This is a genomic window from Leptospira weilii (assembly GCF_006874765.1).
In the GTDB taxonomy this organism is placed as follows: domain Bacteria; phylum Spirochaetota; class Leptospiria; order Leptospirales; family Leptospiraceae; genus Leptospira; species Leptospira weilii.
Window position 1 is genome coordinate 32502 of sequence record NZ_CP040842.1, and the last position, 19008, is coordinate 51509.

The window sequence follows — 19008 nt, forward strand, 5'->3', positions numbered from 1 at the left end:
GACCCACGAAGCGGCATGGGATCGAAGCGGAAATACTGCAATGCAACATGTGATGAATAGAATACTTCTATTAACGATACTACTTCATGTTGCTTTGCAGATTGAAGCGAAGAGCCCGGTTTCGGAGAAACAAAAAAGAATCAATCATGTTGAATACAATAGAACATTAAAATACAAAAGATCCTTTCTCCGAAAGCCGCCCTATCCACTGATTCCTAAACCCTATCCACTAGAATATGTGAAAGGGAGAATGGTCCGACTGAATTCTTCCGGGGATGTGGATGGAAGCACAAAAGTTTTACAAGACGCAGTCTATTCGTTTAATCCAAACAACAACATTACGGGAATTGCAAACAATTCTACGGACTGGAGCGCGCAATACGACTATGGCTATGACGGGCTGGGTCGTTTAACAAATGCGACCGGTAGTTATCTAGGAATTGCAGAAGGAAACCTTTCGAGAGAATTTCAGCAAAGTTTTAGCTATGCAAAGAATGGAAACTTAACTTCCAAACGAGTTCATGATCCTGTGAGTGGAAATATCACGGATGAATGGAGTTACCAATATACAAATCACCAGGTGACGAACATTGATTCCAGTAAATCCGGGAATGATGCGTTCGTCATGCAATACGACGCCAATGGGAATCTCACGAGACAAAGAGACAATGCAAAGGATTTAACCAAACGAATTCAAGTCGATTCTCAAGATCGAATTACTCAGATCCAAGACGGGAACGGAGCCACACTCGGAAGTTACTGGTATGACGAAAGTGGTTTTAGAATTAGAAAGTCTTCTCTCGAATCCAAGAACAATCTTTTTGCAAATGTTGAGATTTTGTATCCGAGCAAGTTCTTTGGTTTTGAGTTTATTGAATCTGAGAACGTTATCACTTCTGTGAACAACGTTTATCTGAACGGGGTTCGGATTGCTGCGTTAAACGAAGTGGGGGCGCTTGCGTATTTTCTTACCGATCAAGTGGATTCCGTCTCTCTTGTGTTAGACGATGATGGAAAGACCCTGAGTAAGATGCAGTATCTTCCGTATGGGGAGACGTTCGTTCAACGCGGAGATTTAAATTTTGCTCCGAAATACAACTCTCAAGAACTTGATCGGGAGTCTGGGTTTTACTTTTACAACGCGAGATTTTATGACCCGGGGATTGCAAGGTTTACCAGTGCGGATACGATTATTGACGGTGAGTTTGATACTCAAGGTTGGAACCGTTTCTCGTATGTGAAGGGGAATCCGATCGGGGCAAAAGATCCGACGGGGCATGATGCTTGTACTATGGGGAAAACCCAGTGCAAAACAGAGCCGCTAATGGGCGGAGGTGGTGGGTCCGTTGCAAGACCATCAAATGGCAGTACTTCCGGCGGACTCGGTGCTGCTGCCACCGGTCTGCTCGCTAATTTATTAGGCTCAAAAGAAGACAAACCAAACCTTCCTGACAAACCTCGAAGTACATCAGCGACTCCAAACGAAGCCAAGGACATGAGCAAAGCGGGTCTTGATCCTTTGAACAAAGCTGATGTTAAGAATTTTCTTGACAAAGGCAATAAAAGTGGAGCAACACATGGCGGTAATTCGGGGACAAAAAATCAAACAAATGCTTCTCCTTTTGAAGCGAAAAATACTTCCACTACATCAGGTTATCGTTATGTTACGAAAGGTGAAGTGCAAGCTATCAAAGATACTGGAATGCTAAGAGGGGGTAGAGACGGTGAAACTTATTTTACTAAAGATTTATACAAGTCTGGTTCCAAAGCACAAGAAAGACTTTCATTAAAAGATACACCTACTCACAGAGTTGAGTTTGAAGTCAAGGGTAGTCCTAATTACGAAAAGCATGGAAATAAAGTCGATCCCTTATATGGACAGCCCGGCAAAGGATCTGAATTTATGACGATTGATCCTGTAAAAGTTAAATTAATAAATGTTCAACCTTTAAAGTAAAGTTATGAAAGAAAAAATATTCTATATATCAGTCGGAGAGCCTTGGGATTTCACAGGACCAGATGGAGAGAACATAATTAAAGGAAATATATTAAAGGTCGTTGATAATGACTGTGTTCTTTTCAAGACTAATCACATTCTACATTTTGACAATATGCAAGGGGATATTTTAGTGTTATTATCAAGACACACTGGGCATCACTTTGATTCATTAGAAATTAATGGATTTTGGACATTTGGCGGGGGTTTATTATTAACAAAAGATTACGAAAATATGAATCGAAAAGAATTGGAAAAGAATTCAAAATATGTGATTATAGGTAGCATTAGATTTAGTGATAAGTGAGATCGAGCCTCGCAAAGACTAAAATTGGGATCTGACAAAAACAACAGTGGAACATAGATTCCCCGCGGAAGGGATGGAGGCGTAGTCAATAAATTGGGACTGAAGACAATACTTTGTATAACGTTTTTTGCATTCAATTTATTGACTGGAGCAGAGAGCCCGGTCCGCGAAGCGGAGCCGCCCTATCCACTAATCCCTAACTCCTATTCACTTGAAACGTACGACGCCAATGGGAATCTCACGAGACAAAGAGACAATGCAAAGGATTTAACCAAACGAATTCAAGTCGATTCTCAAGATCGAATTACTCAGATCCAAGACGGCAACAATGCGATTCTCGGAAGTTACTGGTATGACGAAGGTGGATTTAGAATCCGAAAGAGTTCCTTAGAACCCAAGAACAATCAATTTGCCAACGTAGAGATTTTGTATCCAAGCAAGTTTTACGGGTTGGAGTTCATCGAAGCTGAGAACGTTATTTCAAGCGTGAACAACGTTTATTTGAACGGGGTTCGGATTGCCGCGTTAAACGAAGTCGGTGCGCTTGCGTATTTTCTCACCGATCAAGTGGATTCCGTCTCTCTTGTGTTAGACGACGAAGGGCAGACCCTTTCCAAGATGCAGTATCTTCCGTATGGTGAGACGTTTGTCCAGCGTGGGGATTCAAACTTTGCCCCGAAATACAACTCACAAGAGTTAGATAGAGAGTCTGGGTTTTACTTTTACAACGCGAGGTATTACGACCCGGGGATTGCAAGGTTTACCAGTGCGGATACGATTATTGACGGGGAGTTTGATACCCAAGGCTGGAATCGGTTTTCGTATGTGAAGGGAAATCCGATTGGGGCGAAAGATCCGACGGGGCATGATGCCTGCACTACCTCAAGAACTCCGTGTAAAACGGAAGCGTTAATGGGCGGCGGTGGTGGTTCCGTTGCAAGGTCGAACTCTTCAAATTCAAGCGGCGGATACTCGGGAGGATTAGGAGCTGCCGCTAGTGGTCTGCTCGCTAATTTATTAGGCTCAAAAGAAGACAAACCAAACCTTCCTGACAAACCTCGAAGCACATCAGCAACTCCAAACGAAGCCAAGGACATGAGCAAAGCGGGTCTTGATCCTTTGAACAAAGCTGATGTTAAGAATTTTATTGACAAAGGCAATAAAAGTGGAGCGACTCATGGCGGAAATGCGGGGATAAAAAATCAAACAAATGTTTCTCCTTTTGAAGCGAAAAACACTTCCACTACATCAGGCTATCGTTATGTTACGAAAGGTGAAGTGCAAGCTATCAAAGATACTGGGATGCTAAGAGGTGGAAATCCAGGTAAAACATTTTTCACAAAAGATTTATACAAATCGGGAGCAAAGGCCCAGGAAAGACTTTCATTGGAAAATAAACCTACTCACAGAGTTGAATTTGAAATTCTAAATGATCCGAAGTATAAGAAATACAGTACAAAAGTAGATCCTGATTATGGACAACCCGGCAAAGGATCTGAATTTATGACAACCGATCCTGTGAGAGTTAAATTAATAAATGTTCAACCTTTAAAGTAAAATCATGAAGGAAAAAGAATACTATATTTTAGTCGCTGAACCCTGGGATTTCGTGGGGCCCGATGGAAAAAATATAATCAAGGGAAAAATTTTAAAGATTATTGATGATGATTGTATTCTTTTTAAAACAAATCATAAATTAAGAATTAAAGATGTTGAAGGAGATGTTTTAGTTTTATCATCACGATACAAAAAGGATGATCATTTTGTTAAAGATATTAAAGAATTGGATTGGACGATAAATGTAGGGCTACTTCTAACTAAAGAATACAAAGATCTGAATGAATCAGGATTGAAAAGTTATTCTAAATTTATTATAATTGGTAGCCTTATGGAAAATCCTGAGTCTCGCACTGACTAAAATGAGATCTGACAAAACAACAGCAAAACATTTCTTTCACAAAGCGGAAGGGATGGAGGCGTAGTCAATAAATTGAGACTGAAGGCAATACTTTGTATAATGTTTTTTTCTTTCAATTTATTGACTGGAGCTGAGAGCCCGGTTCGCGAAGCGGAGCCGCCCTATCTACTAATCCCTAACTCCTATTCACTTGAAACGTACGACGCGAGTGGAAATCTCACGAGACAAAGAGACAACGCGAAAGACTTAACAAAACGGATTCAAGTCGATTCCCAAGATCGAATTACTCAGATTCAAGACGGAAACAATGCGATTCTTGGAAATTACTGGTATGACGAAGGCGGGTTTAGAATTAGAAAGTCTTCTCTCGAACCCAAGAACAATCTTTTTGCAAATGTTGAAATCTTGTATCCGAACAAGTTCTTTGGTTTGGAGTTTATCGAGTCCGAAAATGTTCTTTCAAGTGTGAACAACGTTTATTTGAACGGGGTTCGGATTGCTGCGTTAAACGAAGTCGGTGCGCTTGCTTACTTTTTGACGGATCAAGTGGATTCCGTCTCTCTTGTGTTAGACGACGAAGGGCAGACCCTTTCCAAGATGCAGTATCTTCCGTATGGTGAGACGTTTGTTCAACGTGGGGATTTAAACTTTGCTCCCAAATACAACTCGCAGGAGTTAGACAGAGAGTCTGGGTTTTATTTTTACAATGCAAGATTCTATGACCCGGGAATTGCGAGATTTACCAGTGCGGATACTTTAATTCCGGATGAATACAATTCTCAAGCCTGGAATCGATTTGCTTATGATTACAACAATTCTGTAACTCAAGAAAACGCAGCGGCCAATGCGGCAGCTTCCGCAGAGAAGTTAGCCGAGAAGAGACAGGAATGGTTAGATGAACAACGAACCAAACCTGGTTACGAGGACTTAAGCGACCAGGCAATATTTGACAAATACAAATTGGATCATCCGGATGTTGGTGGAAGTCGTTTGGATTTGCCTTCTGAAGTATTTGGTTCTTTTGGAGATATGTTTGGCGGTTCGTTGGGTTTATTCAACTCAAGCGGAGAAGGTTATCTAAACTCGCAAGGAGAGTTTGTTCCAAGGACTTGTTTTATCGCCGGGACGTTAGTCCACACGGCTACCGGCACGAAGAAGATTGAGGAGATTCAAGTTGGTGACCAGGTGTTGTCTTGGGATGAGGAGAGTGGGGAACAAGAATATCACCGAGTAGTCAAAACGTTTCAAAGAGAAGTTAACGTAGTTTATACGATTGTTTATTCCAATGGCACGCAAGTAGAGACGACGTCAGAACATCCTTTTTACATTGAAAACAAGGGCTGGGTAGCTGCTAAGGATTTAAGAACGGGAGAGCTTTCTGTTCTTTCGAACGAGAAGACATTAGGAATTACATCGATTTCAATCTCCGAAAGGGCAACTACGGTTTACAACTTTGAAGTGGAGGATTCTCATTCGTATTATATAACTAAAGTTGGTATTTTAGTTCACAACGATTGTGTGATTACCGGTCCTAGTATGTCTTTAGAAGCGTTTAACGCGCTTTTGAAGTATATGCCAGGAGCTTCCGAATCGGAGATAGAGGCAGCGAGAAAATTAATAGAGATCGGGAATCGTCCTGTTGATGGGACATTGGATGCAGTCTTTGATGTAGCAGCTTATCTTGAGGCTGCTTGTAAGAACGGTTGTCCTCCGGATATTGCGATGGCTCCTATAAAGTTGGGAGTTAGCGGTTTAAAGGTAGCTTCGGAACTGATTCGAAGTGGTAGATTTAAAGAAGCTATTCAAGTAATGGCGACCGGTGCGAAGAATTGGGTCAGAGGGGGCAGTGAGGTTGATTTAGGAATGGCATATAAGGAGACGATGGATGGAGGGAAACATTCAGGATTTTTAAAGAATATGTCAACGGTCCCGACTTCTGAATTGCAAAAGGGCATTGCTTCTATGAACACTAATATAGTTGAGCATCAAAATTTAATCAATGATCCAGTTAAATATATGCAGCAATACGGGAAAGGTGACTGGAATACTTTGGATCCACGACAGCAACAACATCTCTTAAATGTTAAATGGCCGGGGGATATACAAAGAGCACATGAACAAATAGATATTCTAACGGGAATAATAAGGTCGCGATAATGGATACATATAAATTGTTCCTTCAAGATTTGGTTGTTTTATTAAAAGAAAAATTAAAACACTCAAAAACGAATCAAATAGGAAATGATCAATTCGAAAAAGGTGTTAGAATGGGAATTTACGAAACGTTAGATCTAATAAAGTCCCAGGCTGATTCTTTTGGGATATCGTTACAAGAATTGGGTATTGAGAATCTTAGGTTGGAAGAATATTTATAGTTTATATTAGTGTCCTACAGTTACTGATTCTTTACATAAAGGAGTAGCGCCAATTTTAACACAAATCCCGGTTTAGACGCAGAATTTTGGACACTTTATTATGTAGAGATGAGTAACAATAGATTCTGTTTTCTGTTCATTCAACTTTTCTCTGGGTTTCAATGTTTGAAAGAAGTTCATTTCTAAGGTCACGCGGGGATTTCCCGGTAAATTTAATACAAGCCCTGTGAAACGAAGAAGCGGAATTGAAGCCGCATTCAAAAGCGATAGTTAAAAGATTGAAATTAGATTTATTCTTCATCATAATCATAACTTCATTGATTCTATGAAAATTCAGAAAGTCGTTATAACTCTGACTCAGATATTTGTTTAAGTAGTAAGAAGCTTGATGAGTGGAAAGACCTAAGTCACTGGCAAAATCAGGAAGTCTAAGTTCCTCGTCTATAAAACCTTTGGAAGTTATAAATTGACTCAGTTTAATTTTAACTTTTTCTAAATCAGTACCCTCTAACAAATCTCTAGGCGGGTATTTATATTTTTTTGTTTCTTTGACTTCTGGAGTTGGAATGGTTTCGGATTCAATTTCTTTGTCTATGTTCGCGCCTGAGACTTTAACCTTGCCAAATAAAGAAGGAAAAAAACGTTCTAAAATAAATGCGTAACAAATGACTGATCCCGGAATAAATTCCGCAAAGAATAAACATTCTTTCTTAAAAAAAACAGAACCAAAGAAATCAAAAACAAAACAAATAGAGATCAGGAAAGATAGAAAGGGAAAATTATAATGTAAAATAGATTTGTTAGTATTTAAAACCCTACTCAAAGACCAAATAAAAGTAAAAATTGAAATAACAAATCCTAAAATATCTACAAATGATATAAAGTAAAGATCGGGAATAAAATAAGAAAGTAAAATCGTAATAGGAATTGTCCCTAAAAGTCTTTTGCAATAAATCCAAGGATTATCTAAAGATTCTAATACATACTTGAAACAGATTAAAACAGCCAGGCTAGAATAAAGAACCAGACCGTAATAAAATCCAAGTGTGATTTTATTTTCGCTTTTTAATGCCCCTTGATCGAAAAGTAAACCATTATTCAAAATCAAGAAAAACACGGATGAATAAAGAACCGTTCCGTATGATTTGTTAAAACCATCACTTGAAAAAAGTTTCGAAAATCCTAATAAAAATCCAATGACTACACCAAAAGCATGAAAATAGATAATACCCAATTTTAGAAAATTTTCATAATCTAAAATTCCGATTGTATTTATATCAAGTATTGAAAAGAACTTGGCCATGATATTGATTTTAAAAGTATTCTCTTATTAGATTTTATTCGTTGTTCAATCAATCGTTTGAAGAAATGTTTTCTAATGAATTGGGTTTTAATTTTTTTCTGATGGCTAAAGCTTTTTGAAAACCGTTGTATTTCAGAATTGCTTCATTGTATAAAGGTAAACCTATGTATTTTTCATATTCGTATAACTTCGATTTGTTGATGTTCGACGGTTCTATTTTAAAATAGTTAATTATCATGATTAGTCCTTACAAAGGAAAATGGAGTTCTTATACACAAAACCAAACCAAAACTTTTAAAATCCGGTTTTTCAAACTTTTTGTCTCTACTCGGTGGATCATAAATAATGTGAGTTCTGCGTAAGGAGGAAAAAAGAGAAAGATTTTGTACAGAAAAGCGCCAAATCATATACTGCACTTCCCCCGAAAAACGGACATGGCTATGTAGTGATTCTTTCTCGAAACTCGACAGGTGTAAGATAGCCTAAAGCCGAGTGCCCTTCTTTCGAGGAAAGTTCAAGTCATTTACATGGGATTGCTGACATTGACACAAGAATGACACCCTCAAAATTTTCATCGAAATAAATTCACATACTTTTTGAATCATGTCCTATTAATTTATTAAATAATATTTTATTTAGTCCCTCAAATCAAACGAACCATTTAATTTGATATCAAAATAGTATTGTATAAATTTTTTCCGTTCAAATTAAAATTCATTCACCTGTTGCAAAGGTTCAATGATTCATATTCGATACGAATAAGAATCATAAGGACAATATGATGAAACAAATTTTTTCTATATGGTATATGACAATCCTGCTATTTGCAGGATGCGCAGGGGGACAAGACGGAAACGAAAAATCATCCCAAATTCTTTCTGGGATCACGAGCAGTTCTCTTTTAGAAATTGTGACGAATCCTCAAAAAACTTTCTCACAATCGGTAGCCACAGGCCCCCATTACGTAGACGCACTTGCTGGAAATAATTCCAATCCAGGAACCTCCTTGGCACCTTACAGAACGATTACGTATGCAGTATCGCAACCAGGAACAACGATTTACGTAGCTCCCGGAACTTATAACGAAGCCTTGGGCGAAATTTTCCCGATAAAGATCCCCGCGGGAGTATCTTTAATCGGAAATGAATTAGGGAAAGGTACGGATAGTAAAGATGGAAATTCCGGATATACAGGCGCGGGAGTAACCCCGAACAAAGGACCGACTTTGATTTATGGAGTGGGACCAATTTCACCGGGAGTCAGCAATTTCGATACTCTTGTTTTGGCAAACAACAGCACTGTTGCCGGATTTACGATTACTAACCCAAGACCTTTGGATTTTACTACTACAACTACAGCCGTTTACATTCAAGGAGCGAACACTGGCCTTACTACGGGGATCACGGTTCGGAATAACACTTTAACCGGCACCCCAGGCGGAACAGGAATTTTTATCGTGCCTTCGAATCAATCGGGAAGCGGGAATATAATTTCAGGGAATTCAATCTTTCTGAATTATATCGGGCTGTATAATGGAACTACAAATACGATAAGCAAAGTAGAATACAACTCAATTACTCGGAATAATTTCGGGGTTTTCATCACTGCAAATTCAAATTTCAATAACAACATGGACTTAGGCGGAGGTAGCACTGGAAGCAAGGGACACAATATACTTTCGTGTAATACACGATATGATATAAGCATGCCGGGGTTAAATATGATTAACTTGTATGCGAAAAGCAATCAATGGGATCATATTCCGCCTTCCGTTGTAACTGATGGGTTTGGAGATATTTGGGATCAAATGAATTCAACCATTTTCACTACAGGAATGAGCCTCGCACCGGCAAATTGTAATCCGTAATTCTCGTTCTCACCGCTTTCAATTGCACGAAAGCGGTGAGAGTGTTCTTAATGTGACTATTGTTTAAAAGGATCTTTCGGGTCTTTTTTCTTCGTAAGAATTCTTTCTTTTTCTTACGAAGCCTTATCGCGTTTTATTTCTTGCTCTTACTGATCCTTATAAAATAGAATACCGTTCATTTGAGCATAAATCCCGCGTTTGGACGCAGAATTTTAGACACACTATTATGTAGAAATGAGTAAGCGAAGCGTTAAGAGCAATGGCGGCCAAAAAATGTATGTAGACGCAACTTGGTGCCCTGAAATCAAATGTGTATATTACACACATTGATGGACGAATTAATAAAGGTGGAAGTTCTGTATGAGGACTTGGAAAAGGCGGATGATCCGAATTTCAAAGCAAAGTCTTAGACTCAATGTAAGCCCTTTGAAATTTGGTCCTTAAGAGTGTATTAGAGATTATGAGTACAACCCAAAAATCAAAGAATTTGCCCGGTGTAATAATAGCCGGGTTTTTTGTTTAAGAAATTAGAGAAATAAAAAGAACAAAATCAGATTAAAGCAGAGATGGGGAAAAAGATGGAAGGGGAGGTGGAGAAAGACCTTCCCATGCGCCTTCTCCCTGAAATCTGAAAAGGAATGTCCTAAATTACGCACGGAAGAAAAAACTTAAAAACAAAAAACACCTTTCGAACTAAAAAAGATAGAAGGGGATTATAAGGATGAGAGAAGCAAAATCGAAACTTCATTAAAATCTAACAATCTTAAAAGATAAAACCCGCACCAATGTAAAATAGACTCAAAGAATCTAGCTTTTCTTGAGTATATTCGTATTTGATTAAATCGGAAGAAATGATAGACCGAAAATTGAAAGAATTATTCAATTCGTTGTATTGTAAATATTTCGCCCTAGATAAGATCAATTCATAACCGAAAAATAATCTGAGATTTCTAAAAAGGTAAAAGGACAATTCTGAAGTAAGATCAAAACCATGAAATTGAATCCTATTGGAAGCGTTTGAAGTAAAAAAATCATACGTATTCAAACTTACAAAATTAGATTTAGAAATACCCTGCAAAAAGAAAACATCCAGATTTGTTCTCAAGGAAAGACCTCTAAACAATTGTAATTCGGATCTCAGACTAACTTGAGGCCCGTACGTTTTAGTGATATCGGAATAACTGGAAACAAACGAAGCAAGTTGAAGGTATTCCGGAATAAAATCCGGATAATTCCGTTTACTTGTAATGGATAAGAATCTAACGCCGCCGCCAAGACTCAGTAAAAAACGATCCTTGTTAAAAATTTCTTTAGTAAGTGCGAATTTATTTTCCGTTCGAAAAGGGTGGATGTTATATAAAAATCCGGAACCAATATAAGAATATTCTTCGCCTGTCGAACTATAAACTCCTGCATATTTGAAATTGACCTTAAAGTGTTGAGAAAGAGACAGATGGTTATAATCAAACGAAAACTTATGAACAAAATTCTTATACACGAAACCAAAACTTTTAAAATCAGGGTTTTCAAACTTTTTGTCTCTACTCGGAGGATCATAACTAGTGAAAATGCCGTTATTTGCAGAATTCCCCAGGGAGGAATTCGCATCTGAGGTTCTTCGGATCGATTCGGGAACCCAAGAAGCTCGATTCAACCTAAGGAACAATTCAAATGAGTGCTTATTTGAATTATTTTTCGATTCGGTTTCGTAATTTAAATTATCAGCATTGTCTGAATAAATTTCAGTAGCGAACAAAAAAATTAAAATAAAGATGGATCGTTTCATTGATTTTACCTGCTTTGATATTGTATAAATTCGTAAGTTTTCAAATAAGAAGGATAACGTGTAAAAATTGAGAAATTCGAATGAGAATTTGTATTTTGATTATTAAGAATCTACGTCTTTGTTAGAATTTAACTGAAGTTCCTTTTTAAGATCACGAGGAGATTTCCCGGTAAACCTAATACAAGCCCTGTGAAAAGAAGATGGAGAATTAAAACCGCATTCAAGAGCGATATTTAAAAGATTGAAATTAGATCTTTCTTTCATCATAATCATAACTTCGTTTATTCTGTGAAAATTCAGAAAGTCCGTGTATCTCTTACTCAGATAATTGTTTAAGTAGTAAGAAGCTTGATGAGTGGAAAGGCCTAAGTCCGCAGCAAAGTCGGGAAGTCTAAGTTCTTCGTCTTTAAATCTTTTCGCTTCTAAAAAATGATTCAGTTTGATTTCAACGGTCTTTAAATCGACACCTTCTAACAAGTTGCGACCTTGAAATTTTATTTCTTCTTGGATTTCTTCAGAAATAGGAGGTTCTTTTGGTTCTGAAACTGTGTTTGTAGTCGTAGATCTATCAAACAAAAGGGGACAGGCCCGTTCTAAAATAAAGATGTAGCACAGCACCGATCCGGCTAGCAATTCCGCAATAAAAAAGAAGACTTTTCTATCCAGTATCGTACCAAATAAATCCAATCCGAAACAGATAGAAATCAGAAGTGAAATCAAAGGTAGGTTGAAGTAAACGATAGGTTTTTTAGAAATTAAAATATTTCTAAAAGACCAGGCAGTCGTAAATACGGAAATCCCGAACCCTAGAATGTCTATGAAGGAAACAAAATAAAGTTCCGGAATCAAATACGAAAATAGAATGGCAACGGGAATCATACCTAAGAGTCGTTTGCAGTAATTCCACGGATGATCTAAAGTCTCTAATACATAGCTAAAACAAACGAAAACGGCCGAAATGGAATAGAGAACTAAGCCGTAATAAGATCCGAATGTAATTTTGTTTTCAGTTCGCAAGTTTCCTTGGCCGAACAGAATTCCATTGTTTAAAATCAGAAAGAACGCAAACGAACAAAGAACCGTTCCATAAGATTTTTTAAAATGATCCTTTGAAAAAAGTTTCGCAAATCCTAAAATTATACCGATAACCACACTGAAGGAATGGAAGTAGGTGATACCTAATTCTATAAAATTCGTATAATTGAAAATTCCGACAGTATTCATATAAGGGTATGGAAGAGAAAATATCCTACAGGTTTAATTTTAGTTTTTTTCTGATCGTTAAAATCCTACGAAAACTTGTGAATTTCAAGATTGCTTCTCTGTCTTCGTCGTTTAATGATTTGCCTAAGTATTTCTCATACTTGTCTAAATCGGAATTGGAGATTTCTAAGGGATTTATTTGGAAATAATTGAAAACCATGGTTTAGTCCTAGTTTGCGTTTTATTTTGGATTCCGATAATTTGTATGTTTAATTGAGAAATAAAGGCCATAATTCTTTTATGTTGATTCAAATGATAGGATACTTGGTGAAAAGGAACTCCATGGTAGGCTACAAGGTTTTGTATTCGCCAATGGAATACTTTATAATAGTCATTAGCTATAATTGAATTTAATATTTCTTCTATCCTTGGCGTCGTGAAAAGGGCTGACTTTAGTAGAAGTGGTATAAGAAGAATGCTGTAGGTTATGAAAATGAATCTTACTCTAATACTTATATCTAATTCGTATAACGGAATATCCCAAAGAATAGTAGAAATCCATAATAGAAAAAATCGGATTGGAATAATGGTACTTTCATAATTATTTTGTTCATTTCTTTTGTGAATAGGGATGCAAATTCGATATAATAGTTTGAGTCTTTTCCAAAAATTCTTTTTCAACCAGTTAAATATCCAAAAGGCTTCAAAAGATCTGTCTTTATTATAGAAATGTGGCGATAATACAACGGAGAGTTGGGCAATCAATTCTCGAAATTTTGGATCGATCATTTTACATTTCCTTTCAATTTAGGATTTTAGCCACGTTTTGATGGAAAATACATTGTACTCAATGAATACTTTGTCAATAATAAAAATACCCAATGAATACTTTTAATTTAAAGACACAATCCGGAAGACTTGCTTATATCATTTCTGAAACGGGAATGACTCAGAGTCGGTTTGGAGAAGAGGCGGGTATTTCCAAGCAGCAAGTTTCCAATATTATTGCTGGAGAAAGGGAGGTTTCAGAACCTGTTGCAATGGTAATCGAATATAAATTTGGATTTCGAAAAGAATGGATTTTAACTGGAAATGGATCTAAAAAGGACCAAAAAAGAAATTCTCAGGAAATTACGGCATTAAATTCCGATATACAATTACAACGAAAAATAGAACGAATACCTGGAGTTAAAAAGCTGATTGAGGACTTTTTAACTTTAAGCTCCGAAGATAGAGCTGTCATTGAGGATATGGTAAAAAGATTGAAGAAAAAAGAAGAATAAATTTTAATTCATGTTCGTCAAAACTATCGTTTCTTTTCAACCGACTTTATAAAGTTTAAGTAAATTCGTAAAATCTAACGAATTCGTTTTTTATATCGATTTGCAAGGATTCCAGATATATCCACTATATCTAAATTCGTAGATTTTCGGAGCTTATGGTCTTCTATTAAAATATCAAGGGTCAGCATAGATTTACTGTTTAAAAGCTTAAATCCATATTCTGGCGAATCGAGAAGATTATATAATCCAAGAACCGGAAAGGAAAAAATTCGATTGAGTAACGGTAAACGCTCGCCTTTTAAAATATTTTCTCTAATTTCAAAAGCATCGTAGTGTAAGATTGCAACTGCCCAGAAAATAGATGATGGGAAAAGTCCCAGCACTGCTTCTGATGAATAGAAATGTCCATAAAAGGGAAGAATATAAACACAAAAAATAGTAACAGTAAATGCTATAAAAGTTCCTAAAGATAGAAGAAAGGCTCTGACTCTGAGATCCCCACGGCTTTGAAAAGCAGTTTTTACTAATATAGTAAAAGAAAAGGAAATGTAAATTACACAGTAGGCGATGATTAGATGATAATTATAAGTAGGTTGATAAGTAAATGTTGAGTGGTCTTGGATTTTGGCAACTAAACCCGTGGCAGCCGTAAAAATTAGATAACAAAGTATCATTGAATTGATGAAAAAAGTCCAACGACCAGAAACGGTATTGTTTCCGAATAAGGATCTTACAAGTGAATAAAATAAATAAGGGACGAATAAAATAGGAATCAACATCCAATTCAACACAATTTCTCGGAATTCAAAAGGGATAAGGTAACGAAATCCAAAACAAAGTCTCCAAATAGCAAGAGAGACACATAACCTAAAAAAGTATTTTTGTACAATTTTTTGACTGGGAATTCGATTTACATACCATCCAAGAAATAAAAGAAAAAAGCCAATTATTATATTATAAAAAATTATAGAATTCATAAAAATTGCTCATATTTAACTTAAATTTGAAGCAATTTCTTGTAAAGATTCTTTTTTGATTTCAATAATTCTAAATTGACAAAATTCTCCTTTGAGATAAAAGCCAGGAAAATACATTAAATCAGGATATTTTTGGGAGTGTGTAACTCCTGCTCTAAAATAGATTCTTTCAATTCCTTTTGATTCCGGGTTGTACATTCCATAGACTATGGAATAATTCTTCTCCAAGCAATGTTTCGCGACTGATTTGAAAAGAATGGCGCAAGCTCTTCCGCTTTTGCTCGTTGGTAGAAATGAGACTGAATTCCAATCTGCTACGTTATCTTCTATAACTTTATATTGTTTGAGAAGCGGTTGTCCCCAAACGACAGCAACTTCCAAAGGGATAACATTATCCGGCCTTTTTTCAATTATCCGCATAGCGGCTAGGATTTTGTCAGTATTCTCGTCCTCTGCATAAAACCAAGTTGACCAAGGGTCATAATTAATGTTTTTCCAAGAAGAATGTGAATATCCAGATTCAGCATATACTTTGGATACAAATTCTTTTACTTTTTTTAGCTCTTCCGGTGACTCTAATCCTACAATCGTCTTAACTTCAATTTTTTCTTTTGCACGAGGGTATGTTTTTGTAGTTATTTGTGACATAATCATAATTATGTCACATTATAATAAAATTACAATCATTTAATCTTTTTTCGTTCAATAATGTGTCATTTTGGATTCGGCTAATTTTAAAATAGATTTTTAAAAAATTTCGAAATCCGCTTTTTACGGAAGAATAGGGGAATCGAAATGATATAAAGGAATCGAAGGCGGGAATATAATCGAAATATATAATACTGGAAAGCTTAAGTCTTGAGCGTGAAGCACATTCCTAAATGCAATTGACCTGCCCAAACGATATCCCAAAGATATCGGATGACCGAAGTGAACAATCCGCACGATCGATTGATCCGAGAAACATTTCAGGACAAAAAAGAGGCAGCCACTTTCTTCAAAAACACACTCCCGCGGGAAGTGGTAGAACTACTCGACTTGGAAAACTTAGAATTGTCCGAATCGAGTTTTGTAAGCGAAGAATTAAAACAAGAACAAACCGACCTACTGTTCCAAATCCCGCTCAAGTCCGGAAATCGGACCAATGTGTATTTACTCTTCGAACACAAAAGTTATTTAGAAAACAGCATCTACATCCAACTACTCGGATATCTCACAGAAATCTATCGAAACCAACAAAGGAATGAAGAGAAGTTATCGGTCGTAATCCCGTTCGTATTCTATCACGGAGAAAAAGAGTGGAAATTGGGAGATCGATTTTTGGAACAATTCGTTTTAACGAAACAAGAAACGGAAATTCTCAAGGACTTTATCCCGGATTTTAGGATCGACTTGTTCGATTTGAAAGGGATAGAATTGAAGGAGAAATTGGAAAGTATCACTTTTCAAGTGACTCTGGGAGTGGTTCAAAGAATCCGGGAAGGAGATTTGGAATTTATTTCTCACTTACCGGGGTTATTTTCCCTATTACTTGGAATCGAGGAAGAATCGAAAAGGGTTGCAATCTTACGGAAACTGTTATTGTATATTTACTGGGTTCGAGATTTGAAGCCATCGGAATTGAAGGGAGTCCTTCAACGATCTAAATTGGAACAATATGAGGAATTGACGATGACAACCGCGGAAAGACTCATTTCGGAAGGGATGCGCCAAGGTATCGAGAAGGGTATTGAAAAAGGTATCGAGAAGGGTATTGAAAAAGGGAAACTGGAAGATGCCGGTAAGATGCTAAAGAAAGGGATTGATTTAAAGACCGTTTTAGAAATTACAGGACTTACCGAAAAGACCCTCAAGGAAAATGGATTTCTCTAAAATCGAATTCTTCCCATTCTGTTGAGAAAAACAAAAAAAATTCTAAGTTGCACAAAATGAAAAAGTAAAAATAAATTATTTCCTTTTTTAAAGTGAACAAATGTTTACTACTGATCCAAAATAAAGTGCCTTTAGTTTGAGCACAAATCCCACGTTTAGAGTCAGAATTTTAGACACTCTGTTATATAGAGATGAGTAACATAACCAAAACTACATTATGGGGAGTTTCTTATTCTGATGGGTTTTTCTTGTTAAGTTTGGGTTGATTGAATAATGTGTCTTTATGACATTCGTATATTTAGTTGTTATTAGGTATTTATGCGGCATGTTTGCTAAAGTTTTCATCGCAATACTAACTTTTAGCGCTTCTGGCCCAACCAAAGACCGCTGTTGGCCAGCGCGCTGAGGATTTTGTCGCGCCCAATTGGAAGCTTAAGGAAGCGATTGCGGGCGACATGAATTTGGATACCTTTTCAGACTTAGTCCTCGTCGTAGATTCTCCAGATGGTGAGCGCCGCACCTTGCTCGTTCTCGAACAAACTTACGACCATTATTATCGCTTGGCGTTGAGTGTCGAGGAGATTGCCTTTTGCGCGCAATGCGGAGGGATGTTAGGTGATCCTTACAATCCACCGCAGATCAAGAGTGGAGTCCTAACGGTTTCCAACTACGGCGGCGCTGCCGATCGCTGGTATGAAACCTTCACTATTCAGTTTCGCCGGGGACGCTACGAACTTATCGGTTATACAGTCGGCGGCTTCTCTGCGGTCGATGAATGCCATGCAACGGACATCGATATCAACTTGCTTACCAGCAAAGCCCGCCTGCGTAAGGATGTATCAAAGGGAACCGGATGCGAAATGAACGAGCAATGGACGAACTGGAAGGCCACGTTCCCTTTCTATCTTAAGGCTCGCAACACTTGGAAACTCCCGAGTGAGGCTAACTTTCCAAAGTTCTTCACTACGAAATAGCGCAAGCACGGCGCCGCTACTCGGATACATTCGCCTCCGGCGAACGTCGGAGAACCTATTGCGTTAGGTGCAATTTTGGCAAATTTGATTGCAGGAATAATATGAGCAATTTATCAAATATAGGATACCCTACAAAGAGTGAGGAAGAACTCGAAAAACTTACCGAGAAAGCATACAAAAATTCGAATATTATTAATAGTACTAAAGGGAGTTATGCGTATTATTTAACGTGAGTTCGGCGTAAGGAGGAAAAAAAGAGAAAGCCCTTCTACAAAAAAGCGCCAGATCACATATTGAACCAAATTTCCAGACAAGAAAAGGGTTACAACATACAAGGTCAACCATCCACTAAAATGAGTTCCGACACACTTTAAAAACTCAGCAAATTGATCTTGGCTACAGTTGTGTTTCTTAAGTTGACGGCATTGAATTCTCAACCGCGATGGTCAGTTGCGTTTACAAAACTAAGTCGTGGGAGTCCTGTTTTCTCCAATGCCTCCTTAACGCTACGATGAATTATGACGAGATCCACACTTTCGGTAAGTCGAAATAACAATAACCCATGGGTTTGTTCGGGCGCGATCACTAATCCGTTGTCGAACCAGCTAACGTTTATCGGTATATCTCCAAGGAGCGGCTTGCTGACGGATACGGAGGAGACCAACCCTATAATGTTTACAGCCGAATAATTCTCATATTTCCGTCCGGTTTGCGTTTCGCTGATCACAGCTCGGTAAAGATCCAGATTGTCCACGCCAGTTCCGCGGAGTGTTTCGATAAGGACATGAGACATGAGGGGAATACCTGCGGAGAAATAAGGAATCATCTCCCCTTCGTCTTCGGGCTCGATCTCGTGCTTCAATGGCTGAGGAATTTCGATGGGAATGCGTTCACCCGACATCCAGGTCCGATATCTGCGTGGAAGTTCCGACCAAGGTCTTGTAGTAAGACGAGCACAATTCTCTGTAAGAGCACTTCTAAAAATATAGTAGTCCGATTCTTGTTTACTCACTGTAACCCTCTCCTGCCACAGAGATACTACCCATATCAATCCACAATCGTTTTCGCATTTGTTATATCGAAGAGGTTGAAATTGTAGATTATCACTAGGAGTAAAATTGACGTAGCTAAAATATACAATCCTCAT

General features: G+C 37.6%; 19 protein-coding genes. 10 read left to right on the forward strand and 9 right to left on the reverse strand.

What is annotated here, in order from left to right; translation table 11 throughout:
• Positions 1-40 precede the first annotated feature (40 nt).
• The 6 genes from FHG67_RS21190 (at position 41) to FHG67_RS21215 (ending at position 6596) form a co-directional block, all read left to right on the forward strand.
• Positions 41-1957, forward strand: a complete 1917-nt coding sequence (locus FHG67_RS21190; RefSeq protein WP_244947499.1) for an RHS repeat domain-containing protein — start codon at positions 41-43, stop codon at positions 1955-1957.
• A gap of 4 nt (positions 1958-1961) precedes the next feature.
• Positions 1962-2303 carry a hypothetical protein gene (locus tag FHG67_RS21195; protein ID WP_036074789.1) on the forward strand — a complete coding sequence of 114 codons (342 nt, stop codon included), beginning with the start codon at positions 1962-1964 and terminating at the stop codon, positions 2301-2303.
• Positions 2304-2396: 93 nt separating this feature from the next.
• Positions 2397-3860, forward strand: a complete 1464-nt coding sequence (locus FHG67_RS21200; protein ID WP_004500952.1) for an RHS repeat domain-containing protein — start codon at positions 2397-2399, stop codon at positions 3858-3860.
• A gap of 4 nt (positions 3861-3864) precedes the next feature.
• A complete protein-coding gene (locus tag FHG67_RS21205; protein WP_004497902.1) occupies positions 3865-4221 on the forward strand; it encodes a hypothetical protein in 357 nt (118 codons plus the stop codon).
• A 99-nt stretch (positions 4222-4320) separates the two neighbouring features.
• Positions 4321-6378 carry a polymorphic toxin-type HINT domain-containing protein gene (locus FHG67_RS21210; RefSeq protein WP_004499339.1) on the forward strand — a complete coding sequence of 686 codons (2058 nt, stop codon included), beginning with the start codon at positions 4321-4323 and terminating at the stop codon, positions 6376-6378.
• Positions 6378-6596, forward strand: a complete 219-nt coding sequence (locus FHG67_RS21215; RefSeq protein WP_232423598.1) for a hypothetical protein — start codon at positions 6378-6380, stop codon at positions 6594-6596. The genes FHG67_RS21210 and FHG67_RS21215 overlap by 1 nt, the downstream gene beginning before the upstream one ends.
• Positions 6597-6732: 136 nt before the next feature.
• Here the strand turns inward: FHG67_RS21215 and FHG67_RS21220 are convergent, their stop codons facing one another.
• Together FHG67_RS21220 and FHG67_RS22550 are read right to left on the reverse strand one after the other, a co-directional pair.
• Complete coding sequence (locus tag FHG67_RS21220; protein ID WP_142499956.1) at positions 6733-7899, reverse strand: helix-turn-helix domain-containing protein; 1167 nt, start codon at positions 7897-7899, stop codon at positions 6733-6735.
• Positions 7900-7948: 49 nt separating this feature from the next.
• Complete coding sequence (locus FHG67_RS22550; RefSeq protein WP_142499957.1) at positions 7949-8137, reverse strand: LIMLP_19325 family protein; 189 nt, start codon at positions 8135-8137, stop codon at positions 7949-7951.
• A gap of 543 nt (positions 8138-8680) precedes the next feature.
• Here FHG67_RS22550 and FHG67_RS21230 point away from each other — a divergent pair.
• Positions 8681-9766, forward strand: coding sequence for an LIC10774 family surface protein (locus FHG67_RS21230; protein WP_004497722.1), 1086 nt, complete (start codon positions 8681-8683; stop codon positions 9764-9766).
• 763 nt (positions 9767-10529) lie between these two features.
• Here FHG67_RS21230 and FHG67_RS21235 read toward each other — a convergent pair.
• The 4 genes from FHG67_RS21235 to FHG67_RS22080 form a co-directional block, all read right to left on the reverse strand.
• Positions 10530-11552 carry an LA_2444/LA_4059 family outer membrane protein gene (locus FHG67_RS21235; RefSeq protein WP_004497745.1) on the reverse strand — a complete coding sequence of 341 codons (1023 nt, stop codon included), beginning with the start codon at positions 11550-11552 and terminating at the stop codon, positions 10530-10532.
• 102 nt (positions 11553-11654) lie between these two features.
• A complete protein-coding gene (locus FHG67_RS21240; protein WP_004497720.1) occupies positions 11655-12776 on the reverse strand; it encodes a helix-turn-helix domain-containing protein in 1122 nt (373 codons plus the stop codon).
• 25 nt (positions 12777-12801) lie between these two features.
• Positions 12802-12975, reverse strand: coding sequence for an LIMLP_19325 family protein (locus tag FHG67_RS22940; protein WP_002556526.1), 174 nt, complete (start codon positions 12973-12975; stop codon positions 12802-12804).
• A complete protein-coding gene (locus tag FHG67_RS22080) occupies positions 12951-13544 on the reverse strand; it encodes a hypothetical protein (protein ID WP_142499958.1) in 594 nt (197 codons plus the stop codon). Before FHG67_RS22080 ends, FHG67_RS22940 begins: the two co-directional genes overlap by 25 nt.
• Before the next feature lie 92 nt (positions 13545-13636).
• Here FHG67_RS22080 and FHG67_RS21250 point away from each other — a divergent pair, with 92 nt between their 5' ends.
• Complete coding sequence (locus FHG67_RS21250) at positions 13637-14038, forward strand: helix-turn-helix domain-containing protein (protein ID WP_004501402.1); 402 nt, start codon at positions 13637-13639, stop codon at positions 14036-14038.
• A gap of 74 nt (positions 14039-14112) precedes the next feature.
• On the opposite strand, the gene FHG67_RS21255 is transcribed toward FHG67_RS21250, so the two are convergent.
• Together FHG67_RS21255 and FHG67_RS21260 are read right to left on the reverse strand one after the other, a co-directional pair.
• Complete coding sequence (locus FHG67_RS21255; RefSeq protein ID WP_004497724.1) at positions 14113-15015, reverse strand: LIC10906 family membrane protein; 903 nt, start codon at positions 15013-15015, stop codon at positions 14113-14115.
• 15 nt (positions 15016-15030) lie between these two features.
• Positions 15031-15663 (reverse strand): LBL_2463 family protein, encoded by a 633-nt coding sequence (locus FHG67_RS21260; RefSeq protein ID WP_004497719.1) that lies wholly within the window; start codon positions 15661-15663, stop codon positions 15031-15033.
• Between the two features lie 273 nt (positions 15664-15936).
• Here FHG67_RS21260 and FHG67_RS21265 point away from each other — a divergent pair, with 273 nt between their 5' ends.
• A complete protein-coding gene (locus FHG67_RS21265) occupies positions 15937-16887 on the forward strand; it encodes an Rpn family recombination-promoting nuclease/putative transposase (RefSeq protein ID WP_004499342.1) in 951 nt (316 codons plus the stop codon).
• A 455-nt stretch (positions 16888-17342) separates the two neighbouring features.
• The gene (locus tag FHG67_RS21960; RefSeq protein ID WP_172616544.1) at positions 17343-17861 is read left to right on the forward strand and encodes a hypothetical protein; all 519 of its coding nucleotides are present in this window, start codon (positions 17343-17345) and stop codon (positions 17859-17861) included.
• Between the two features lie 433 nt (positions 17862-18294).
• Here the strand turns inward: FHG67_RS21960 and FHG67_RS21270 are convergent, their stop codons facing one another.
• Positions 18295-18912 carry a hypothetical protein gene (locus FHG67_RS21270; protein ID WP_232423619.1) on the reverse strand — a complete coding sequence of 206 codons (618 nt, stop codon included), beginning with the start codon at positions 18910-18912 and terminating at the stop codon, positions 18295-18297.
• Between the last annotated feature and the right edge of the window lie 96 nt (positions 18913-19008).